This window comes from Achromobacter insolitus (genome assembly GCF_002209555.1).
Lineage (GTDB): Bacteria > Pseudomonadota > Gammaproteobacteria > Burkholderiales > Burkholderiaceae_B > Achromobacter > Achromobacter insolitus.
This window is the reverse complement of the sequence record NZ_NJIF01000001.1, coordinates 1170461-1190889: the sequence shown is the minus strand read 5'-3', so window position 1 is coordinate 1190889 and position 20429 is coordinate 1170461. Positions and strand designations below refer to the sequence as shown.

Annotated in this window: 19 protein-coding genes; 13 read left to right on the top strand and 6 right to left on the bottom strand. The window is 64.8% G+C overall.

The annotated features are described in order from the left end of the window. Position 1 precedes the first annotated feature (1 nt). From CEY08_RS05365 to lpxC, 4 genes are all read left to right on the top strand, one after another. The gene (locus tag CEY08_RS05365) at positions 2 to 826 is read left to right on the top strand and encodes a cell division protein FtsQ/DivIB (RefSeq protein ID WP_042796418.1); all 825 of its coding nucleotides are present in this window, start codon (positions 2 to 4) and stop codon (positions 824 to 826) included. A gap of 4 nt (positions 827 to 830) precedes the next feature. Next, positions 831 to 2057, top strand: a complete 1227-nt coding sequence (gene ftsA, locus CEY08_RS05360) for a cell division protein FtsA (RefSeq protein WP_006217473.1) — start codon at positions 831 to 833, stop codon at positions 2055 to 2057. Between the two features lie 189 nt (positions 2058 to 2246). After that, a complete protein-coding gene (gene ftsZ, locus CEY08_RS05355; RefSeq protein ID WP_063642288.1) occupies positions 2247 to 3431 on the top strand; it encodes a cell division protein FtsZ in 1185 nt (394 codons plus the stop codon). A 238-nt stretch (positions 3432 to 3669) separates the two neighbouring features. Then, positions 3670 to 4593, top strand: coding sequence for a UDP-3-O-acyl-N-acetylglucosamine deacetylase (gene lpxC / locus CEY08_RS05350; RefSeq protein WP_008160097.1), 924 nt, complete (start codon positions 3670 to 3672; stop codon positions 4591 to 4593). Positions 4594 to 4877: 284 nt separating this feature from the next. Here lpxC and CEY08_RS05345 read toward each other — a convergent pair whose 3' ends face one another. Continuing rightward, entirely contained in the window at positions 4878 to 5285 is a 408-nt protein-coding gene (locus CEY08_RS05345; protein WP_082884715.1) for a DciA family protein, read from the bottom strand. 126 nt (positions 5286 to 5411) lie between these two features. Here CEY08_RS05345 and CEY08_RS05340 point away from each other — a divergent pair, with 126 nt between their 5' ends. From CEY08_RS05340 to CEY08_RS05315, 6 genes are all read left to right on the top strand, one after another. Beyond that, a complete protein-coding gene (locus CEY08_RS05340; RefSeq protein ID WP_063642362.1) occupies positions 5412 to 6383 on the top strand; it encodes a M23 family metallopeptidase in 972 nt (323 codons plus the stop codon). A gap of 192 nt (positions 6384 to 6575) precedes the next feature. Further along, positions 6576 to 9311, top strand: a complete 2736-nt coding sequence (gene secA, locus CEY08_RS05335) for a preprotein translocase subunit SecA (RefSeq protein WP_042796420.1) — start codon at positions 6576 to 6578, stop codon at positions 9309 to 9311. Between the two features lie 17 nt (positions 9312 to 9328). Next, a complete protein-coding gene (locus CEY08_RS05330; protein ID WP_076816275.1) occupies positions 9329 to 10051 on the top strand; it encodes a VOC family protein in 723 nt (240 codons plus the stop codon). A 207-nt stretch (positions 10052 to 10258) separates the two neighbouring features. Next, the gene (locus tag CEY08_RS05325) at positions 10259 to 11014 is read left to right on the top strand and encodes a GntR family transcriptional regulator (RefSeq protein ID WP_042796422.1); all 756 of its coding nucleotides are present in this window, start codon (positions 10259 to 10261) and stop codon (positions 11012 to 11014) included. Next, on the top strand, positions 11011 to 12000 hold the full coding sequence (locus tag CEY08_RS05320) for a tripartite tricarboxylate transporter substrate binding protein (RefSeq protein WP_042796423.1): 990 nt from the start codon (positions 11011 to 11013) through the stop codon (positions 11998 to 12000). The genes CEY08_RS05325 and CEY08_RS05320 overlap by 4 nt, the downstream gene beginning before the upstream one ends. A gap of 62 nt (positions 12001 to 12062) precedes the next feature. After that, the gene (locus CEY08_RS05315) at positions 12063 to 13757 is read left to right on the top strand and encodes a thiamine pyrophosphate-binding protein (RefSeq protein ID WP_084738625.1); all 1695 of its coding nucleotides are present in this window, start codon (positions 12063 to 12065) and stop codon (positions 13755 to 13757) included. Here CEY08_RS05315 and CEY08_RS05310 read toward each other — a convergent pair. Next, entirely contained in the window at positions 13738 to 14280 is a 543-nt protein-coding gene (locus CEY08_RS05310; RefSeq protein ID WP_063961756.1) for a cysteine dioxygenase family protein, read from the bottom strand. The genes CEY08_RS05315 and CEY08_RS05310 overlap by 20 nt on opposite strands. A 183-nt stretch (positions 14281 to 14463) precedes the next feature. Between CEY08_RS05310 and CEY08_RS05305 the strand changes: the two genes are divergently transcribed. The 3 genes from CEY08_RS05305 (at position 14464) to CEY08_RS05295 (ending at position 16559) form a co-directional block, all read left to right on the top strand. Then, entirely contained in the window at positions 14464 to 15246 is a 783-nt protein-coding gene (locus CEY08_RS05305; protein ID WP_076816273.1) for an SDR family NAD(P)-dependent oxidoreductase, read from the top strand. Positions 15247 to 15328: 82 nt separating this feature from the next. Continuing rightward, positions 15329 to 15787, top strand: a complete 459-nt coding sequence (locus CEY08_RS05300; RefSeq protein WP_042796425.1) for an Lrp/AsnC family transcriptional regulator — start codon at positions 15329 to 15331, stop codon at positions 15785 to 15787. Positions 15788 to 15947: 160 nt separating this feature from the next. Next, complete coding sequence (locus CEY08_RS05295) at positions 15948 to 16559, top strand: gamma-glutamylcyclotransferase (RefSeq protein ID WP_063642283.1); 612 nt, start codon at positions 15948 to 15950, stop codon at positions 16557 to 16559. A gap of 12 nt (positions 16560 to 16571) precedes the next feature. Here CEY08_RS05295 and pagP read toward each other — a convergent pair whose 3' ends face one another. The 4 genes from pagP to CEY08_RS05275 all read right to left on the bottom strand — a co-directional run bounded on the left by pagP (position 16572) and on the right by CEY08_RS05275 (position 20344). Then, entirely contained in the window at positions 16572 to 17126 is a 555-nt protein-coding gene (pagP, locus tag CEY08_RS05290) for a lipid IV(A) palmitoyltransferase PagP (protein ID WP_042796427.1), read from the bottom strand. Positions 17127 to 17255: 129 nt separating this feature from the next. Continuing rightward, entirely contained in the window at positions 17256 to 18728 is a 1473-nt protein-coding gene (gene mgtE, locus CEY08_RS05285; RefSeq protein WP_054457586.1) for a magnesium transporter, read from the bottom strand. A gap of 10 nt (positions 18729 to 18738) precedes the next feature. Further along, entirely contained in the window at positions 18739 to 19149 is a 411-nt protein-coding gene (locus CEY08_RS05280) for an acyl-CoA thioesterase (protein ID WP_042796428.1), read from the bottom strand. A 106-nt stretch (positions 19150 to 19255) separates the two neighbouring features. Further along, positions 19256 to 20344 carry a YeiH family protein gene (locus CEY08_RS05275; protein WP_076816271.1) on the bottom strand — a complete coding sequence of 363 codons (1089 nt, stop codon included), beginning with the start codon at positions 20342 to 20344 and terminating at the stop codon, positions 19256 to 19258. Positions 20345 to 20429: the final 85 nt, after the last annotated feature.

Below are 20429 nucleotides of genomic sequence, written 5' to 3'. Positions count from 1 at the left end.
TGTGTGGAACGACGCTCGCACCACCAACCTGATCGCCAACACGCTGGCCGTGCTGGCGGTTTGCGCCATGCTCGTCGCGGGCGTGGTGTGGGTGGCGCAACGCCCGTTCTTCACGCTGTCGGCCATCGAGCTGGAATCGATGCCGGACACCGAGCTGCACTACGTGTCCACGGGGGCGGTGCGCTCGGCGATCGCGGGCCGCTTCAAGGGCAATTTCTTCACGGTGGACCTGGACGAAGCGCGCGAGATCTTCGAGTCGGTGCCGTGGGTTCGCCACGCCACCGTGCGGCGGATCTGGCCCAATGTGCTGCGTGTGCGCATCGAAGAGCAGCAGCCCTTGGCGCTGTGGAACGAGAACCAGATGATCAACACCTGGGGCGAGGCGTTCACGGCCAACACGGGCGAGGTGGACGACGAGACCGTGCTGCCGCAGTTTTCTGGCCCGGAGGGCACGGAATCCCTGGTGGTGCAGCGCTACGCCGAACTGGCCCGCTGGTTCGCTCCGCTGGACATGCACGTGACGCAGCTGGACCTGAGTCCGCGATACGCGTGGCGCGTCGTGCTGTCCAACGGCATGTCGCTGGACCTGGGCCGCGATCCGGGCGCCGATGCGCCGGATCCGCATGGCCTGCCGGGCGCCTTGCCGTTCGCCGCCCGCATTCAACGCTTTGTGCAGGCGTGGCCCGCCGTTGCCGGACGCCTGGAAGGGCGCACCGTGACGCAGGCCGACCTGCGCTATCCCAATGGTTTCGCCCTGGCGCTGGCTCCGTTGCCGCCGTCGGAAACCAAATCCAAATCCACACCGAAACCTCCCAAGAAACGCTAACGCCATGACCCGTGACATCAAGGACCTTATCGTCGCCCTCGATATCGGCACCAGCAAGGTGGTGGCTGTGGTGGCTGAAATTTTGCCTGAAGGGCGATTCGAAGTGCTGGGCCTCGGCCAGCACGAATCGCGCGGCATGCGCAAGGGCGTGGTCGTCAATATCGAGACCACTGTGAATTCCATTCAGCGCGCGCTTGAAGAAGCCGAGCTGATGGCAGATTGCAAGATTCGCGACGTCTATACCGGCATTGCCGGCAGCCATATCCGCAGCTTCAATTCCAGCGGCATGGTCGCCGTGAAGGACAAGGAAGTCACCGCCACCGACGTTGCCCGCGTCATCGAGACCGCCAAGGCGGTGAACATCCCGACCGACCAGCAGGTGCTGCACGTGCTGACGCAAGAGTTCATCGTCGATGGCCAGGAAGACATCCGCGAGCCCATCGGCATGAGCGGCCTGCGCCTGGAAGTGCGCGTGCACATCGTGACGGGCGCGGTCAGCGCTGCCCAGAACATCGTGAAGTGCGTGCGCCGCTGCGGCCTCGAAGTGCAGGACCTGATCCTGCAGCCTCTGGCCTCCAGCCTGGCCGTGCTGACCGCCGATGAAAAAGAACTCGGCGTCGTTCTGGTCGATATCGGCGGCGGCACCACTGACGTGGCCATCTTCACCGGCGGCGCCATCCGCCACACCGCCGTGCTGCCCATCGCCGGCGACCAGATCACCAATGACATCGCGGCAATGCTGCGCACGCCGACGCCCGATGCCGAGGAAATCAAGCTGCGCTACGGCGTGGCCAAGCAGGTACTGGCCAGCCCGGACGAGTCCGTGGAAGTGCCGGGCCTGGGCGACCGCGGTCCGCGGCAAGTCAAGCGCCAGGCGCTGGGCGCCGTGATCGAACCGCGCGTGGAAGAACTGTTCACGCTGGTGCAGCAGGTCGTGCGCGACTCGGGCTACGAGGACCTGCTGGCCTCGGGCGTGGTCCTGACCGGCGGCTCGGCGCAATTGCCCGGCATGATCGAACTGGCCGAGGACGTATTCCTCAAGCCGGTGCGCGTGGCGGTACCCGAATACGAAGGCAGCCTGGCTGACGTGATGCGCAATCCGCGCTTCTCGACGGTGATGGGCTTGTTGCAGGAAGCGCGGATGCAGCGCGTGCGCGGCCGCAAGGTCGCTGCCCAGACCGGCAATTTCAAGAGCCTGCTGGCGCGCATGAAGGAATGGTTCATGAACTGAGTTGTAAAGGGGCAGGTTGGGGCCTGTCCTTGGTGCGGTCAGCGGTGGTAGCGCGGGCCGGGCCAGAAGAGGGGAGGCGCTTCAAACCCGTTGCGGGCCCGTCCGGCGACGAGTTTGAGGCGATTCACAAAACATAGGTTGTTGGGGAATTTTTGTGATTTGCGAAATCGGACTTGTGAGGGAGTCATCATGATGAACTTTGAGATGCTTGAGAACAACACCAAAGGGACCGTTATCAAGGTCGTTGGTGTGGGTGGTGCGGGCGGCAATGCCGTGGCGCACATGATTCGCAGCGGCGTGCACGGCGTGGATTTCATCTGCGCCAACACCGATGCGCAGGCACTGGCGGCGACCAACGCCCCGGTGCAGATCCGTCTGGGCCGTACCGGCCTGGGCGCGGGCGCCAAGCCCGAGCAAGGGCGCGCGTCGGCTGAAACCGCGCGCGAGGAGATCCGTGCCGCCCTGAACGGCGCGCACATGGTCTTCATCACCGCCGGCATGGGCGGCGGCACCGGCACCGGCGCAGGTCCGGTCGTGGCCGAGGTCGCGAAGGAACTGGGCATCCTGACGGTGGGCGTGGTCACCAAGCCTTTCTCCTTCGAAGGCAACAAGCGCCTGAAGATGGCCGAAGACGGTATTTCCGAACTGGCCAAGCACGTGCATTCGCTCATCGTGGTGCTCAACGAGAACCTCTATGAACTGATGGACGAGGACGCGACGCAGGAAGACTGCTTCCGTTCCGCCGACGACATCCTGCACAACGCCTGCGCAGGCATCGCCGAAATCATCAACGTCGAAGGCAACGTCAACGTCGACTTCGAAGACGTCAAGACGATCATGGGCGAGCAGGGCCAGGCCATGATGGGCACGGCGTCGGCTTCGGGCGCTGACCGCGCCCGCGTGGCCGCCGAGCACGCCATTGCTTGCCCGCTGCTGGAAGGCGTGGACCTGAACGGCGCTCGCGGCGTGCTGGTCAACATCACCGCCAGCCGCTCGCTGAAGATGCGCGAAACGCGCGAAATCATGGAAACGATCCGCAGCTACGCTTCGGACGACGCGACCGTGATCTTCGGCACCGCCTACGACGAGTCCATGGGTGAAAACCTGCGCGTGACCGTGGTTGCTACCGGCCTGGGCCGTGCGCAAGCGCGTCCGCAACTGGTGCAGAACACCGCTGAAGTGCTGCGTACCGGCACCGACAACCTGCCCATGGGTGGAATGCCGGCTGGCGGTCAAGGCGATTACCGCAACCTGGATATGCCGTCGGTCATGCGCAACCCGCGCAGCCAGGCGTCGGCCCAGGTGCGTGCTCTGGAAAGCTCGGGCATGGATCACTTCGACATCCCGGCATTCCTGCGCAAGCAGGCGGATTGAACCAAAGAGCCTGTTTCAGGCTCTAAACGTACTCCCTCATCTCCGGCCGCCTGTCCCCACAGGCGGCCGGAGGCGGAGCGGTCCGTGTTTCCCTTGCACGGTTTCAATAAGGGACGGAGGTATCGGTCGATCCGGACGCCAAATGGCGCCAGGGATCGGACAGAGTTACAATACGTCAGTTACGCCGGCAATCTGTTCGTCATCTTGCCGGCTTCCTGGCTCAAACACCCCAAGTCTCATGTTCCGACAGCGCAGCATTCAGAATCTCGTCCGCACGACAGGCGTCGGCGTCCACTCTGGACGGCGGGTCGAGCTCACTTTGCGCCCGGCACAACCGAATACGGGCATCGTTTTCCATCGCGTCGATCTGCCTCAGGTCGTGGACCTGCCTGCGCAGGCCACCGGCGTGGGCGATACGCGCATGGCATCGGTGCTGCAGCAGGGTAATGTCCGCGTGTCCACGGTGGAACACCTGATGTCGGCGTTGGCCGGCCTGGGCATCGACAACCTGCATATCGACCTCACCGCCGAAGAAGTCCCCATCATGGACGGCAGTGCGGCCACGTTTGTCTATCTGTTGCGCTCGGCAGGCATCGTCGAGCAGAACGCACCCAAGCAATTCATCCGTGTCTTGAAACCGGTCGAAGTGCGCGAAGGCGAAGGCCGCAACGAGAAATGGGCCCGCCTGGAACCCCATGAGGGCTATGCGCTGGCGTTCTCGATTGATTTCCGCCACCCCGCCATCGACTCCACGGCCAATTTCGCGGAAATCGATTTCGCCACGCACTCGTATGTGCGTGAAATCGCGCGCGCGCGTACCTTCGGGTTCGTCAATGAAGTCGAGGCCTTGCGCTCCATGGGCCTGGCCCGCGGCGGCAGCCTGGATAACGCCATCGTCATGGACGAGTACCGCGTGCTGAACAGCGACGGCTTGCGCTATGACGACGAATTTGTAAAACACAAGATCCTGGACGCCATCGGCGACCTGTATCTGCTGGGCAAGCCTTTGGTCGCGCGCTACGTTGCGTGCAAGTCGGGCCATGGCCTGAACAACCAACTGGCCCGCGCGCTGCTGGAGCAGCGCGATGCCTGGGAATTGATCACCTACGAATCGCAGGCAGAAGCACCGCAGGCGTTTCGTCACGAGTGGAAGCTGGCCTAGAGTCAGTCCCACCCCCTACCCGCTGACGCGCATCCCCTCAAGGGGGCGACGTCTGCGGACCGGCAGAGCCGGCTCCGCGACGTCCGCGCTATCATTTTGCGCGGCTGGGTTGATTCCTGATCGTTCGCGGTAATTTCCCCAGGCTGGCTTCCAGCGGATGGCTGTGGTCGTCATCCTCTAGCGCTTAAGGCGTAAACCAGCGGCAAACCATAGTACGGATCCGTCCGAGAACTTGGTTTCGCTTCGTTTCCGGGGGCCCTGGATCAAGGACAACCTGGGCGGCTTCAGCTACTCTTGTGGTGCTTCAGGAGCTTGGCCACTGCGTCGGCCAGAGGCCCGGGCCGCAGGTTGTCGTGCAGTGTCTCGAACGCGCCCAGGGCGGCATTGCCCAGCGGTTGCGCCTCTTTGGGAGGGCGCGGCTGGCGGGCGCCGGGCTTGGGCAAACCCGCTTGTACCTTGACGGCGATTTCGTTAAGGTTCCAGCCTTGGTCTGCCAGGGACCGCGCGATGCGCGGTGCCAATTGACGCATTTTGGCCGCATGCGCGGCACTCGGCACCACCAGGTGGAGGCACTGGTTTTCCAGCTTGCCCACCTGGCACACGGCGCCCAGCGGGGCGGGCAGAACCGCCGCCACCGCGTACTGAATTTGCAAGTGCTTGCGGGCGGTCGCTAGAACGCCGGCGCCCCGCATGTCATGACCCAGCCATCCCAGGGCGGTATTTTCCTGCTGCCGGCTGGAACTGGAACGTTGACGGTATGAAGTGGGTCTATTCATCCCGGCTTAAGAATTAGGAAGCAAACCTTGAAAATCGTGATTATGCACGCCCGCGACGGGCAGGACGGGCATTTCACCCTCGGCGGCGCACGCCTTGCGCTGATTCTGGGGGGCGCCTTGATCACGGCCGCCATCTTTGGCGCCGCGTTACAACGATACCTTACTCCGATCCTGCCGGCCGTACATACCGTGGGCTGGCCGCTGGCGGGCCAGCCGGGGCGAGACGCCGATTTCCTGCGCGGAAACATGAATCTGCTGGCTGCCAAGGTCGGGGCGCTGCAGGCCAAGCTGGTAAGCATCGACGGATTGGGCCAGCGCGTGGCCAAGGTGGCTGGCGTGGCCTACACCGATCCCGAGCTGGCCAAGCAACTGGCCGTGGCGCAGCCCGAGGCGCTGACCCAGCCCGAAGCCACCCAGGTCATGGATGATCTGTTCACGGACCACCCGCCTCCCAGCGCGGCCTCGGCCGAGGCCCTGGGCCGGCAGCTTGATGAGATCCAGGCCAGGCTGGCCCAACAGACGGACAACCTGAAGCTGCTGGATGCGGCGCTGACCAAGCGTTCGGCAGACCAGGCGCGCATGCCGACCGCCATGCCGATTACCGATTATCCCTATCTCAGCTCTTCCTATGGTTGGCGCCGCAATCCGGTGACCGGCCGCACCGCCATGCACGAAGGCCTGGATTTCGCCGCCCCGCCGGGCACGCCCATCCTGGCGGCCTCGGGCGGCGTCGTGCTGGAATCCAAATTCCAGCCGGGTTACGGCAATATGGTAGAAATCGATCACGGCGATGGCCTGATTACCCGCTATGCCCATGCGTCCTCACTGATGGTGAAGCAAGGCCAGCTGGTCGAGCGTGGCCAGCAAGTTGCCCGAGTGGGTAGCTCCGGCCGTTCCACCGGCCCCCATCTGCACTTTGAAGTCCGCCTGGCTGGGCAACCGTTGGATCCGCGCCTGTTCCTTGGCCCCCAGCAAACCGCCCCGCCTTCCACCGTGGCTCACGCTGCCCAGTGAACCTGGGCCGCCCGCGCCGGTCAAACCGGCCCGGCAGTGCTACCCTGGCCATAGGTCCAGGCTATTGCGCTCCAGGTGCGTTAAACTGGTTCGTTTCCCAGCGGACCCCCGCTCAACCAATAACATCAAGTCACGGGTGACGCTGCTCCGGCCTTTCGTGGGCGCGGCGTGGCTCGTGCGGCCGACATACGCATGGTTTCTCTGCTCAAAAAACTCATAGGCAGCCGCAACGACCGGCTGCTTAAGCAGTATCGCAAGCTGGTAACCCAGATCAATGGGCTCGAACCCAAGATCTCCGCGCTCTCCGACGCGGAGCTGGCGGCCAAAACCGAGGAATTCCGTTCCCGCCACGCCCAGGGCACTTCCCTGGACGATCTGCTGCCCGAAGCCTTCGCCGTCGTGCGCGAAGCCGGCAAGCGGGTGTTCGGCATGCGCCACTTCGACGTGCAGATGCTGGGCGGTATCGCCCTGCACAGCGGCAAGATCGCTGAAATGCGCACGGGCGAAGGCAAGACCCTCATGGCTACGCTGCCGGTCTACCTGAACGCGATCGCCGGCAAGGGCGTCCACGTGGTCACGGTGAACGACTACTTGGCGCGCCGCGACGCCGAATGGATGGGCCGCCTGTACCGCTTCCTGGGCATGAGCACGGGCGTGGTGGTGCCGCAGCAACCCAACGAAGAAAAGAAGGCGGCCTATCTGGCCGACATCACCTACGGCACCAATAACGAATTCGGCTTCGACTACCTGCGCGACAACATGGAATACCGTGTTGAAGACCGTCGCCAGCGTGGCCTGTTCTATGCCATCGTCGACGAAGTGGACTCGATCCTGATCGACGAGGCCCGCACGCCGCTGATCATCTCCGGTCAAGCCGAAGACCATACCGAACTCTATGTCCGCATGAACGCGGTGCCGCCCCTGCTCAAGCGCATGGCTCACGAGCCCAAGCCGCAGGAGCCGGAACCCGAAGGCGACTACTGGGTCGACGAAAAGAGCCAGCAGGTGTACCTGTCCGAAGCCGGACACGAGAACGCCGAGGGCATCCTGACGCGCCTGGGCATCCTGCCCGAAGGCGAATCGCTGTACGACCCGCGCCATATCGCGCTGATGCACCATCTGATGGTGGCGCTGCGCGCCAATACGCTGTTCTTCCGCGACCAGCAGTACGTGGTGCAGGACGGCGAAGTGGTCATCGTCGACGAGTTCACGGGGCGCCTGATGGTGGGCCGCCGCTGGTCCGACGGCCTGCACCAGGCGGTCGAGGCCAAGGAAGGCGTGAAGATCCAGCACGAGAACCAGACGCTGGCGTCGATCACGTTCCAGAACTACTTCCGCATGTACGAAAAGCTGTCCGGCATGACCGGTACGGCCGATACGGAAGCGTACGAATTCCAGGAAATCTACGGGCTCGAAACGGTCATCATCCCGACCAACAAGCCCATGGTCCGCAAGGACCAGAACGACCAGGTCTTCAAGACCGACGGCGAAAAGTACAACGCCATTCTCGAAGACATCCGGGACTGCCACGAACGCGGCCAGCCGGTGCTGGTGGGCACCACCAGCATCGAAAACTCCGAGTTGCTGTCGGGTCTGCTGAAGAAGGCCAAGCTGCCGCATGAAGTGCTGAACGCCAAGCAGCACGCCCGTGAAGCCGAGATCGTCGCCGAAGCCGGCAAGCCTGGCCACATCACCATCGCCACCAACATGGCGGGCCGCGGCACCGACATCGTGCTGGGCGGCAGCGTCGACAAGCAGGTCGATCTGATCCGCGCCGACGAATCGCTGTCGGAAGCCGAAAAGAACGCGCGCATCGAAAAGGTGCGCGCTGAATGGAAGCCGCTGAACGAGCAGGTCAAGGCCGCTGGCGGCCTGCGCATCATCGGCACCGAACGCCACGAATCGCGCCGTATCGACAACCAGCTGCGCGGCCGCGCCGGTCGCCAGGGCGATCCGGGCTCGTCCCGCTTCTACCTGTCGCTGGAAGACTCGCTGATGCGCATCTTCGCGGGTGACCGCGTGCGCGCCATCATGGAACGCCTGAAACTGCCCGAAGGCGAACCGATCGAGGCCGGCATGGTCACGCGTTCGATCGAGACCGCGCAGCGCAAGGTGGAAGGCCGCAACTTCGACATCCGCAAGCAATTGCTGGAGTACGACGACGTCGCCAACGATCAGCGCAAGGTGCTGTATTCGCAGCGCAACGACGTACTGGAAGCAGCCAGCGTGGGCGCTACCGTGCAGAACCTGCGCGATGCTGCCGTGACCGAGATGTTCAACACCTACGTGCCGCCGGAATCGGTGGAAGAGCAGTGGGACGTGCCGGCGCTGCAAAAAGCGCTGGAGGCCGACTGGCACGTGCAGCTGCCGCTGACGGAAATGTTGGAAAAGGAATCCAACCTGACCGACGACGACCTGCGCGAGCGCGTGGTGAGCGCCGCGCGCGACGCCTACCAGGCCAAGGTCGACCAGGTGGGCACGGAGTCGTGGTCGCAGTTCGAGCGTTCGATCATGCTGCAGGCCATCGACACCCACTGGCGCGAACACCTGTCGGCGCTGGACTACCTGCGTCAAGGCATCCACCTGCGCGGCTATGCGCAGAAGAACCCCAAGCAGGAGTACAAGCGCGAAGCCTTCGAGCTATTCTCGGGCATGCTGGATCGCATTCGCGACGACGTCGTGCGCGTGTTGATGACGGTGCGCGTGCAGTCGCAGGAACAGGTCGAGCAGGCCGAGGCCGAAGCGGCTCAGCCGCACGTGCAGAACGTGCAATACCACCATTCCGACTACGACGAAGCGCTGGCCCAGTCCGAACCGGAAGGCGGCGCGCAACCCATGCGCAACGCCATGCCCAAGGTTGGCCGCAACGATCCGTGCCCCTGCGGCAGTGGCAAGAAGTACAAGCAGTGCCACGGCAAGCTCGTCTGATCCCCTAGGAGACATCCATGCTGCATTCCGTCGGCCGCACAGAATTCGACCATGCCGTGGTCATGGTGCGTGACCGGCTGGATGAGCTGGCTCCGCATTTTGAACGCCAGGGCTTTCACCTCAGCGACAAGGCGGTGCACAACCTCGGGTCGTGCAACCGTCTGATCGTGCTGGAAGGCACGTATGTCGAATTGCTGGGCTGGCCGCCCGGCGCGCCGCCCGCCCGCAAGGAAATCGCGGACTCACCGTTCGGGCTGGAAGCGCTGGTGTTTCGCACCTATGACGCCGAAGCCACCCGCGAGCGCTTGCTGGCGGCGGGGTTTGCCGTCAATCCGGTCCAGGAACTGAGGCGGCCCGCCATGCTGGACGGCCAGGAAGTCGAGGCCCGTTTCCACACCGTGCGTTTTGCCGAGCAACCGCTGCCGGGCATCCGCATGTATTTCTGCCGCCATCTGACGCCCGAGTGCGTCTGGTCGCCCGAGCTCATGGCGCATCCCAACGGCGCGCGTAGCCTGCAACGCATCGATGCCCGCGCGCCCGATGCGCGGGCGGTAGCCGAACGCCTGGCATTGGTAGCCGGCGTGGACGCTGAAGCCGCCGCCAACGGCGGCTGGGACGTGCCGTTGGCCAACCTGCGCATCCATGTGAGCCAGGATGCGGCAGCTGCTGGACCCACGCTATCCACCCTGACCTTGGAAAACAAGGACGGCGCGCATTACACGCTGGATACCGGCCTGTAGTTCTCCGCCGAGCGGCTGGCGCCGCGTCACGAGTACCGCCCGCAGACATCGTTGCGGGCTTTTTTTTGCTCCGTTCCTGTCGTTGTCCCTGCGCGGGACGGGCGTGCGCTGGCCTGCGTCCGGGGAAACCCGGGTTGTTGATCAAAGTGTATGCACTTTAGTATGCACTTCATTCCCGATGATCAAACCGAACCCAGGCGATCCGGCATGACGCAATCCTCAATCGCAATCCGACCCGCGGCGCGCACCAAGGAAGCGCAGGCGGAGTTGTATGGCGCGGTCAAGGCAATGGCCGTGCGCTTCGAATTCAAGCCCGGCGAACGCATCAACGAGGTCGAGCTGGCCCGCAGGTTGAACGTCAGCCGTACGCCGCTGCGCGAAGTGCTGAATCAATTGATGGTCGAGGGTTTCCTGACCCGTTCGGTCAACCGCGGATTCATTGCGCGGCTGCTCGACGCGAAGCAGATCCACAGTCTCTACGAGTACCGGGCCGTGTTGGAGGCGGGCATCGTGCGGGCGGCCTGCGAAAGGGCAACGGACGAGGAGCTGGCCAGCCTGCGAAAGTTCGTGGAACGGTCGCGGGATGAGCCCGAAGACAGCGACGCCACGCGCCTGCTGGAGCTGGACGAGGCCTTTCATCTGACGCTGGCTCGTTACTCGCGCAACGAGGAGTTCGTGCGCGCGCTGGAGAGTGTCAACGCGCGCATCCACTTCGTGCGCTGGATCGACATGCAGCAAGGGCGGCGCAGTCATACCCAGGGCGAGCATCTGCGCATCGTCGAGGCGCTGGAGCGGCGCGACATTGGCGCCTTGCCGGACTTGATGAGCGCGCACATCGGCCGCCGCCTGGATCAGATTACCGACGTCATACGCACGGGTTTTTCGACGATTTACATGCGGGACCAGGCCGAACCCGCTTTGGCAGCGCCGGCCAACACCATACAAGCAGGGGAAAAACTATGAATCACGGGATAAAGCGCGGATTGGCTGCGCTATGCATGCTGTCGGCCACGGCAGGCGCTTTCGTCGCGGCGCCTGCTGCCGCCGCGGAAGAACGGCCGTTGGTGCTGGTCGTACCCTATCCGCCCGGTGGCAGCACCGACATCCTGGCCCGCATTCTGCAGCCGCGCTTGTCCCAGCAGTTGGGCGGCCGCGCGGTTGTGGTCGAAAACCGTCCGGGTGCCGCCAGCCAGATCGCCACGGCCTTCGTGGCGCGCGCCGAGCCCGACGGCAACACGCTGCTGGTCAGCTTCGATAACCACGGCATCAACCCCGCCGTGAAGCCGAAGCTGCCCTACGACACGTTCAAGGACTTCGTCGCCATTTCGCAGACCGTGCGCTTTCCGCTGGTATTGGGCGCCAACCCCAGCGTGCCGGGCGATAACCTGAAGGAGTTCCTGGCTGCGGCCGCCAAGCAGCCGCCCAACAAATTCAATTACGCCTCGACCGGCGTGGGTTCCTTGAACCATCTGGCGCCGGAAGAGCTCAAGCGCCTTTCCAAAGTCGAGTTGCTGCATGTGCCTTATGGCGGCGGCGGACCGGCCATCCAGGCGGTCGTGGGCGGCCAGGCCAGCATGACCTGGCTGAGCTTCGCGGCGCTGCGCGGCCAGATCCAGGCCGGCAAGATCAAGCCGCTCGCGGTGGCAGGCGACAAGCGCCTGCCCGATCTGCCCAATGTGCCCACGGTGGCGGAATCCGGTTTCCCCGGTTTTGTCGCCTATTCCTGGAGCGGCATGTTCGCACCCAAGGGCACGCCGGAAGCGACCGTGAAAAAGCTGACCGCCGATTTCCAGGCCGTGCTGGCCGACCCGGAGATCCGCAAGAAGATTACGGACGCGGGCTTCGAGATCGTGGCCTCCGACGGCCCGGCGCTGGATGCGTACGTGAAGTCGGAATACGACCGCTGGAGCGCCTTCATCAAGAGCAGCAACATCAATCTGGATAACTGAGCGACGCGCGGCCAGCGGCAATGCCGGCTGGCCGCGGCGCGTGCAACACAAGTGGAGATGACATGGAAAACATGACCGGCGCCGAAGCGATGGTGCGCATGCTGCAGCACAATGGCGTCAAGCACATTTTTGGCCTGTGCGGCGACACCAGCCTGCCGTTTTACGACGCGCTGTACCGGCTGGATCACGGCATGCAGCACGTGCTGACGCGCGATGAGCGCAGCGCCGGCTACATGGCGGACGCCTACGCCCGCGTCACCGGCAAGGTCGGCGTGTGCGAAGGCCCCAGTGGCGGCGGCGCCACCTATCTGCTGCCGGGCCTGGTGGAGGCTAATGAGTCCTCCGTTCCGGTGCTTGGCATCACGTCCGACGTGGCGGTGGGGTCGCGCGGCAAGTATCCCCTGACCGAACTGGACCAGGAAGCGCTGTACCGCCCGCTGACCAAGTGGAACCGCACCATTGATCGCGCGGACCAGATTCCCGGCATGGTGCGAGCCGCTTTTCGCGCCATGACGACCGGCAAGCCTGGCGCTGCCCATCTATGCTTCCCGTATGACGTCATGAAGCAGCAGGTGGACGCCTCTGATGTCTGGGCCCAACCCGAGCACGGACGTTTCCCGGCGATGCGCTACGCGCCGGATCCCCAGGACGTGGCCCGCGCCGCGCAGCGGCTGGTCGGCGCCCGGGCGCCGGTGATCATCTGCGGTGGCGGCGTGGTCATTGCAGGCGCCTGCGGCGCCTTGCAGGAACTGGCCGAATCGCTCAAGGCGGCAGTATGCGTGACCGTGAGCGGGCAGGGCAGCCTGGCCGACACCCATCCGCTGAACGCGGGCGTAGTTGGTTCCAACGGCGGCGTAATGGCGACGCGCGACGTGGTCGCGGCCGCGGACGTGGTGCTGTTCGTGGGCTGCCGCGCTGGCTCGACCTCGACCGAGCACTGGCGTTTCCCCAACCGCAATGTGCCCATCCTGCACATCGACATCGATCCCATGGTGATCGGCGCCAACTACCTGACCGAAGTGGGCATGGTGGGCGACGCCAAGCTGGCGCTGGAAGCCTTGGGCGCCGAGGTGGCGGCGCGCTTGGCGCACCGTCCGTCCGATGCCGCAGACGGCGCGGTGCTCGCAGGCCGCGCCAAGGAGGCGCGCCGGGCGCAGCTGGAGCCGCTGGCCAACAGCCTGGACGCGCCCATTCGTCCCGAGCGCGTGGTGCAGTCTTTGAACCGCCTGCTGCCCGACGACGCGGTAGTCTGCGCCGACCCCGGCACGCCTTGCCCGTATTTCTCGGCCTACTACGACGTGTCGCGTCCCGGCCGGCACTTCATCACCAACCGCGCGCACGGTGCGCTGGGCTTTTCCATGTCGGCGGCCCTGGGCGCCTGGGTGGGCCGGCCCCAGTCCAAATGCGTGTCGGTGATGGGCGACGGCAGCTTCGGCTTTACCGTGGGCGAACTGGAAACCATCGTGAGGCACAAGGCGCCGCTGCTGATGGTGGTGTTCTCGAACTCGGTCTATGGCTGGATCAAGGCCAGCCAGAAGGCGGGCTACGACAAGCGCTATTACAGCGTGGACTTCAGTCGCACCGACCACGCCCGCATTGCCGAAGCCTACGGGGTCAAGGCATGGCGGGTGGAGGATCCCGCCAAGTTGGACGCCGCGATCAAGGCTGCCATGGAACACGATGGTCCGGCCCTGATCGACGTGGTGGCGCAGCCCTTGCAGGATGCGGCCGCGCCGGTCAGCCAGTGGATGGGCTGATACGGTCTACCAGGTGGTTGACGCCGGTGCAGAGGTCGCCCTGGGCCACGCCGTAGATATGCAGTGACACGGCGATTTCCGTGCCGGCATTGCCCAGGCGGTGGATCTGGTGCAGCCCCTGCGTGGCGGTGACGATGTCGCCCGGACGGCGGGCAACCACGCCGCAGGCCTGGGCGGTGGCAGACTCATGGTCCCAGCGGTAATGGGTTTCGGTGAGTTCGCCCTGCAGCACCTGGTAGGTGCACCAGGTCTTGTGGCCATGCACCGGGCTGAACTGGCCCGGTCGCCAAATCAGATAGACCATCGTGAAGGCGCCATGCGGATCGGCATAGGCGACATGGCGGGTGTAGGACTCGGCCCGCCCCGCGCGCAGATCGGTCGGCAGGCCTTGCAGCATGTCGCCCGCCTGGGCGACGCTGGCGGCCAGCTCGCGCAGGAGTGCGCGCGCCGCATTCATCTGGGCGGCTTGAACCGACGCGCAAAGCGATTGCAGGCCGCCGCTGGCAACTGGAATGGAAGGCATGGCACAGGTCTCCAGGCAGAGCTTCCATGGTAGGAGCTTGCGCTGGAATGCCATTGCCAAATTCGGCGCGTGTGTGGCGCGGATTGGAAAAAAATTCCATCCCACCCGTACGTCCGGCAATCCTATACTGGTCCGCTTGGGCGGAGCGCTCCGCCGGGCAGCGCAATGACAGGAGAGTCAGGCATGGATCTGGGGATCAGCGGCAAGACGGCACTGGTATTCGGCGGCAGCCGCGGCATGGGCCGGGCATGCGCCATGCAATTGGCGCGGGAAGGCGTGGCGGTCACGATAGCGGCCCGCAACCCCGCGACACTGGAGCAGGCCGCCGCCGAGATATCGCACGAAACCGGGATAGGGGTGGGCTGGGTGTCGGCCGACCTGACCCAGGCCCAGGGGCGGGATGCGGCCATGGCCGCTTGCCCGCATCCCGACATCCTGATCAACAACGCGGACGGGCCGCTGCCAGGGGATTTCCGCAACTGGAGCCACGACGACTGGATCGCCGCGCTGGACGCCATGATGCTGGGTCCCATCGATATGATCCGGCGGGTCGTGGACGGGATGGTGGAGCGGCGCTTCGGGCGCATTGTGAACATCGTGTCGCGCAGCGTGAAGGCGCCGCACGCCGAGCTTGGGCTGTCCAACGGCGCGCGTTCCGGCCTGGTCGGCTTCGTGAGCGGCCTGGCGCGCCAGACCGTGCGCCACAACGTCACCATCAATAACCTCCTGCCGGGCGCGTTCGCCACGGACGCGCAGGTCCGGCACATCCAGGGCATGCTGGATCAGGCTGGCGGGAAGAGTTTCGAACAACTCTGGGACGAGCGGGGCCGGGCGAATCCGGCGGGCCGCTATGGCCAGCCAGAGGAGTTGGGCGCCCTGTGCGCCTATGTCTGTTCCGCGCAGGCCGGCTACATGACCGCGCAGAACATCCTGATCGACGGCGGCGGCTACCCGGGCACGTACTGAGGCGGGTGATCCGGCGCGGGGCGAGGCTGGACGCCGCCAGGCGGAACAGGCAACATTGGTGCCGATCCAGCCGAGGAAACCCATGGACCAGACGGACATCAAGATACTGGCCTTGCTGCAGAAGGACGCCACCTGTTCGGTCGCCGAGATCGCCGAGCAGGTCCATCTGTCCGTCACGCCGTGCTGGCGCCGCATCCAGAAGCTGAAGGATGACGGCGTGATTGCCCGCAACGCCATCTTGCTGGATCCCTGCGCGCTCGGGTTGAACCTGACGGTCTTCGTGTCCATCAAGACCAGCCAGCACAACGAGAAATGGACGCAAAGCCTGATCAACGCCGTGATGGCCTTGCCCAACGTGGTGGAGTTTCACCGCATGGCCGGCGACGTCGATTACCTGCTCAAGGTCGTCGTCGAGGACATGGCGGCCTATGACCGTTTCTACCGGCGCCTGATTGCCGCCGTGGACCTGCTGGACGTCAGCGCCAGCTTCTCGATGGAAGTCATAAAAAGCACCACCGAACTGCCGCTTGATGCGGTGTAGGCGGGCGCGCGCAATTTTTTTTCCATGGCGGGGGCCGCCGGGGATGCAAATTCCATTCGACGCTTCGGCCAGCCCCCATCACGCAATTCTTTTGCGCGGGCTACGGCGTAGGATATTCCTCACTCCCAGCATGGGATGAATCGGGACATCAGAGGACCCTATGTCGTTGGCAGTACCCGCCGGCTGCGCCGGTACGGAAAATTCGCGGCGCGCGCTTTCGGTGGATGACCTGCTGGTCGGCTGGAACGGCGTCGACGATCTGTGGGTATTCGCCTACGGGTCCTTGATCTGGCATCCGGGTTTCGCCTGGCGCGAGCGCCGGCTGGCGACGGTGCGCGGCTACCACCGGTCCTTGTGCCTGTGGTCGCACGACCATCGCGGATCTCCCGACAATCCGGGGCTGGTGTTTGGCCTGGACCGCGGGGGCTGCTGTCGCGGCGTGGCTTTCCAGATCGCCGCCGACGACGTGCCCGCGGTCTTCAACGCACTGTGGCGACGTGAAATGGTCACCGGGGCCTACACGCCCCGCTGGCTGACCTGTCATACCGAAGCTGCGCCGGTACGCGGACTGGTGTTCCTGTTGAACCGTGCCTGCCAGGAATATGCGGCGGGCATTACCGACGATCGCCTCTTGGCGTCGGTGCGCAACGCCGTGGGCCACTCGGGGCCTTGCCTGGACTACGTCATGGAAACCGAGCGCGCTCTGCGCGCGCATGGCATAGACGATTGGCGCTTGGGCGATCTGGTGCGCAGGCTAGGCCAGGCCTTCTGAGGCCAGGGGGCTTCAGAAGCTCCAGCGGCCGAACATGAACAGCACGTTGCCGGCGCCGGCGGATCCGGGGATGTAGGTCGCGTACAGCATCGCGTCCTTGTAGCCCGCGCTCACCAGCGGCAGGATGCCGGGAAACGGCACGTAGCTCATGATGTCGTGGCGCGCCGTCAGGAAGACGGTATAGCCCGCGCCGAGGCGGAAGTTCTCGCTGACATGCCCGATCTTCAGGAAGCCATAGCCGGCGATGGGCTCGATCTTGCTGTGCGAATCCAGGAAGGCCATGGCGTACAGGCCTTGCCAGTCGCCATCTTCGTCGTAGATGCTGCGGCCGTAGCCGCCGCCCCAGGCCAGCTCGTTGAAGCTGTCGATCTTTTCTTTGCTGTAGGTGGCACGGTTGTGCCAGGAGTAGCCGGTCAGGTACAGGTCATTGCCGCCCTCGGTCCAGATCTGGTCCAGGCGGTTGCAGGCGGACTTGGCCCATGAGGGCATGCTGTCACAGGCTTGGGCGGTGGCGGCGAAGGTGGCGAGCAGCAGGCTGAAAATTGCTGCCCGGAATCTTGCGGTCATTGTGGGCACTGAAAAAGGGGAGATGACAATTCCATTACTGTAATGGAACAGTCGTCATCCACCCTGTCAGCTAGCTGTCAAGCTTGCGCTGCTAGAGGGAAGCGGGCGTATTTTGCTGTTGTATCAGGGCTACAGCAGGAAAATTGTCGCCAGCCCCAGAAAGATGAAGAAGCCGAGCGAATCGGTGGCAAAGGTCAAAAGCACCGACGAGCCCATCGCGGGATCCTTGCCAAACCGGGCACGGACCATTGGTACCAGCACCCCCACGGATGCGCCGACCAGCATATTGCAGACCATGGCCGCCATCATCACCAGCGCGATGGATACGGAGTGCGAAATGACCCAGGCGAACAGGGCGGCCACCAGGCTGCCGCACAGCCCCACCATCAGGGTGACGAAAAGCTCGCGCTTGACCAGTTGCCAGAGGTTGCGGCCGGTGATCCGGCCCATGGCCAGGGCCCGGATGATCAGGGTCATGGTCTGGTTGCCCGAGTTGCCGCCGATGCCGGCCACAATGGACATCAGGAAGGCCAGGATCACGATCTGGCTCACCGTGCCTTCGAACTGGGAGGCCACGAAAGACGCCGTGGCGGCGGTACAGAGGTTGAACAGCAGCCAGGGGGCGCGGTTGCGCAAGGCCGTGGAAACCGGGGCGAAGATGTCCTCTTCCTGCAGACCGGCGCGCGACAGGGCCTGTTCCTGGGAGTCTTCGCGCATCACGTCCACGACGTCGGCGATGGTCACGCGGCCGATCAGGCGGCCCTGGTCGTCCATGACCGGCGCCGAGACCAGGTCGTAGCGTTCGAAGGCGCCGGCGGCGTCCGCGTCGGAGTCCAGCGGGTTGAGCGTCAGGAAATCGGAATTCATGACGGCGCGCACTTCGGTTTCAGGCTCGCTGACCAGCAGCTTCGACAGGGGGAGGATGCCCTGCAGCTTGTCCTGGCGGTCCACCACGAAGATCTGGTCGGTGTGGTCGGGCAGTTCGTGCAGGCGGCGCAGATAGCGCAGCACCACTTCCAGCGTCACGTCCTCGCGCACCCGCACCATCTCGAAGTCCATGATCGCGCCCACGCTGTCTTCCGGATAGCCCATGGCTTCCAGCAATTGCGCGCGTTCTTCTTCGGTCAGGCCTTTCTGGACCTCGGCCACCACGTCGGGCGGCAGGTCGGGCGCCAGGTCGGCCAGCTCGTCGGCATCCATGTTGCCGGTGGCGGCAACCAGGTCCTGGCGGTCCATCGCTTCGATCAGCGATTCCCGCACCCAGTCTTCGACTTCCAGCAGCACGTCCGCGTCGTGCTCGGGGCTGACCAGCTTCCAGATGGCCTGCCGCTCGTCCTTGGGCAGCGACTCCAGGATGAAGGCGATGTCGGCCGGATGCAGGCCATCCAGCAATGTCTTGAGTTCGGCTTCGTGCTGGCGATGCACCAGGTCCTCGACCAGCGAGGCCTTGGAATCGCCTTCTTCCTGGCGATGCACCAGGTCGGCAACCAGTTGCTGGCGGCGCAGGCGTTCCTGCACTTCCGCCAGGGCGTGTTGGGCGTCTTCCGGGTCGAGGCGGCGGGGCGTCGCGGGCGGTTTCTGCGCGGCGGCGGACTGCGTCATGCGTTACGGCTCAAAGGGTGGGAAGGGGGCGGCGGCGGCGGGCTTCGTCGGTAGCGACGTAGGTCAGCGTGGCCTCGGTGACCTTGACGATCTCGGCGTCCAGCCGCTGGCGCTCCGCGTAGACCTCGACGGACACCGTGACCGACGTCGTGCCTGTCTTGATGATGGAAGCATAGAAACTGAGCAGGTCGCCCACGAAGACCGGCTCTTTGAACTGGAAGGCATTGACCGCCACGGTGGCCACGCGTCCGGCGGCGCGGCGCGCGGCGGGGATCGAGCCAGCGATGTCGACTTGGGACATGATCCAGCCGCCGAAGACGTCCCCGTGGATATTTGCGTCCGCCGGCATCGGCATGACGCGCAATACCGCGTCGCGATCGGCGGGCAAAGTCGTAAACGGGGTTTTGGTGCTGGAGGTCATGCGGCCGACTCCACTGCTAGGGAACCAGCCGATTATGCAGGAAAAACGAGACAGCGGCGTGCATGTGCAAGGCCCGCCGCGGCCGCCGGGCCGCGGTGGGCCGGGATCAGGAGGCCAGCTTGACGATGCCGTAGCCGCCAACCAGCAGCCAGAGGTACAGGATCAGGCCCAGCGCCATCACGCGCGGACCGGCCTTGCGAATCTGGGCGAAGCGCGTTTCGATGCCGAGGGCGGTCATGGCCATGGTCAGGGCAAAAACGTCCAGGCGGCGGATGGCAGCCACCAAGTCCGCGGGGATGATATTCAGCGAATTGATGATGGCCAGCACCAGGAAGCCCACCGCAAACCAGGGAATGGGGAGCTTTGCGCCCTTGGACTGGCCGCTGGCGGCATGCGAGGCCGCGCTGCGCAGGTACATGCCCAGGATCAGCAGGACCGGCACCAGCAGGGCCACGCGGGTCATTTTCACGATGGTGGCGACTTCGGTGGTGGCTGGGTCGATGTTGCTGGCCGCGCCGACCACCTGGGCCACTTCATGGATGGTGCCGCCGATGTAGATGCCCAGCGCCTGCGTGTCGAAGTTCAGCCAGCCTGCGTGGTAGAACACGGGGTAGAGGAACATCGACAAGGTACCAAACAGCACCACGGTGGCCACGGCCACCGCGCTCTTGTGGGGCGCGGCCCGCAGCGTGGGTTCGAAGGCCAGCACGGCTGCGGCGCCGCAAATGGCGCTGCCCGCGGCGGTCAGCATGGCGGTGTCGCGATCCAGGCCCAGCAGCCGTTGGCCCACTACCGTGCCGATCAGCAGGGTACCCACCACCACCGCGACCGAGACCGCGAGGCCGGGCAGGCCCACCGCCGCGATCTGCTGGATGCTGATGTTCAGGCCGTAGAAGGCGACGGCGATGCGCAGCAGGCGCCGCGCCGTGAAGTTCACGCCTACCCCCCAATCTGCAGGCATCGTGCCGCGCAGGAAGTTGCCGTAGAGCATGCCACAGACGATGCCCACGACCAGCGGCGAGAAGCCCAGCTGGCGGATGGCGGGCAGATCCGCCAACTGCATCACCGCGCCCGCCATCAGGCCGACGAACAGCACGCCATTGAGCTTGTCGCGCCAGGGCGTGGCGGCGGGAGCGGAGGCCGGCGAGGCCGGGGCGGCGGGCAGGGGGACGGCGGTGCTGGACGAGGTACTCATGGGCTGGCCTTTTGGGGGAGGCATATCTAAATAACTTCACGAAATATTAATTTCTCCCCTACTATTTGAAAAATCTTTATTTCGG

What these genes read in the sequence shown, in the direction of transcription:
- CEY08_RS05305 (WP_076816273.1), top strand. Translation starts at nt 14,464, where the DNA reads ATGGATCTGGGGATCAGCGGCAAGACGGCACTGGTATTCGGCGGCAGC.
- CEY08_RS05340 (WP_063642362.1), top strand. Translation starts at nt 5,412, where the DNA reads ATGCACGCCCGCGACGGGCAGGACGGGCATTTCACCCTCGGCGGCGCA.
- secA (WP_042796420.1), top strand. Translation starts at nt 6,576, where the DNA reads ATGGTTTCTCTGCTCAAAAAACTCATAGGCAGCCGCAACGACCGGCTG.
- CEY08_RS05300 (WP_042796425.1), top strand. Translation starts at nt 15,329, where the DNA reads ATGGACCAGACGGACATCAAGATACTGGCCTTGCTGCAGAAGGACGCC.
- ftsA (WP_006217473.1), top strand. Translation starts at nt 831, where the DNA reads ATGACCCGTGACATCAAGGACCTTATCGTCGCCCTCGATATCGGCACC.
- lpxC (WP_008160097.1), top strand. Translation starts at nt 3,670, where the DNA reads ATGTTCCGACAGCGCAGCATTCAGAATCTCGTCCGCACGACAGGCGTC.
- pagP (WP_042796427.1), bottom strand. Translation starts at nt 17,126, where the DNA reads ATGACCGCAAGATTCCGGGCAGCAATTTTCAGCCTGCTGCTCGCCACC.
- CEY08_RS05325 (WP_042796422.1), top strand. Translation starts at nt 10,259, where the DNA reads ATGACGCAATCCTCAATCGCAATCCGACCCGCGGCGCGCACCAAGGAA.
- CEY08_RS05330 (WP_076816275.1), top strand. Translation starts at nt 9,329, where the DNA reads ATGCTGCATTCCGTCGGCCGCACAGAATTCGACCATGCCGTGGTCATG.
- CEY08_RS05315 (WP_084738625.1), top strand. Translation starts at nt 12,063, where the DNA reads ATGGAAAACATGACCGGCGCCGAAGCGATGGTGCGCATGCTGCAGCAC.
- mgtE (WP_054457586.1), bottom strand. Translation starts at nt 18,728, where the DNA reads ATGACGCAGTCCGCCGCCGCGCAGAAACCGCCCGCGACGCCCCGCCGC.
- CEY08_RS05310 (WP_063961756.1), bottom strand. Translation starts at nt 14,280, where the DNA reads ATGCCTTCCATTCCAGTTGCCAGCGGCGGCCTGCAATCGCTTTGCGCG.
- CEY08_RS05320 (WP_042796423.1), top strand. Translation starts at nt 11,011, where the DNA reads ATGAATCACGGGATAAAGCGCGGATTGGCTGCGCTATGCATGCTGTCG.
- CEY08_RS05275 (WP_076816271.1), bottom strand. Translation starts at nt 20,344, where the DNA reads ATGAGTACCTCGTCCAGCACCGCCGTCCCCCTGCCCGCCGCCCCGGCC.
- CEY08_RS05345 (WP_082884715.1), bottom strand. Translation starts at nt 5,285, where the DNA reads ATGCGGGGCGCCGGCGTTCTAGCGACCGCCCGCAAGCACTTGCAAATT.
- CEY08_RS05295 (WP_063642283.1), top strand. Translation starts at nt 15,948, where the DNA reads ATGTCGTTGGCAGTACCCGCCGGCTGCGCCGGTACGGAAAATTCGCGG.
- ftsZ (WP_063642288.1), top strand. Translation starts at nt 2,247, where the DNA reads ATGATGAACTTTGAGATGCTTGAGAACAACACCAAAGGGACCGTTATC.
- CEY08_RS05280 (WP_042796428.1), bottom strand. Translation starts at nt 19,149, where the DNA reads ATGACCTCCAGCACCAAAACCCCGTTTACGACTTTGCCCGCCGATCGC.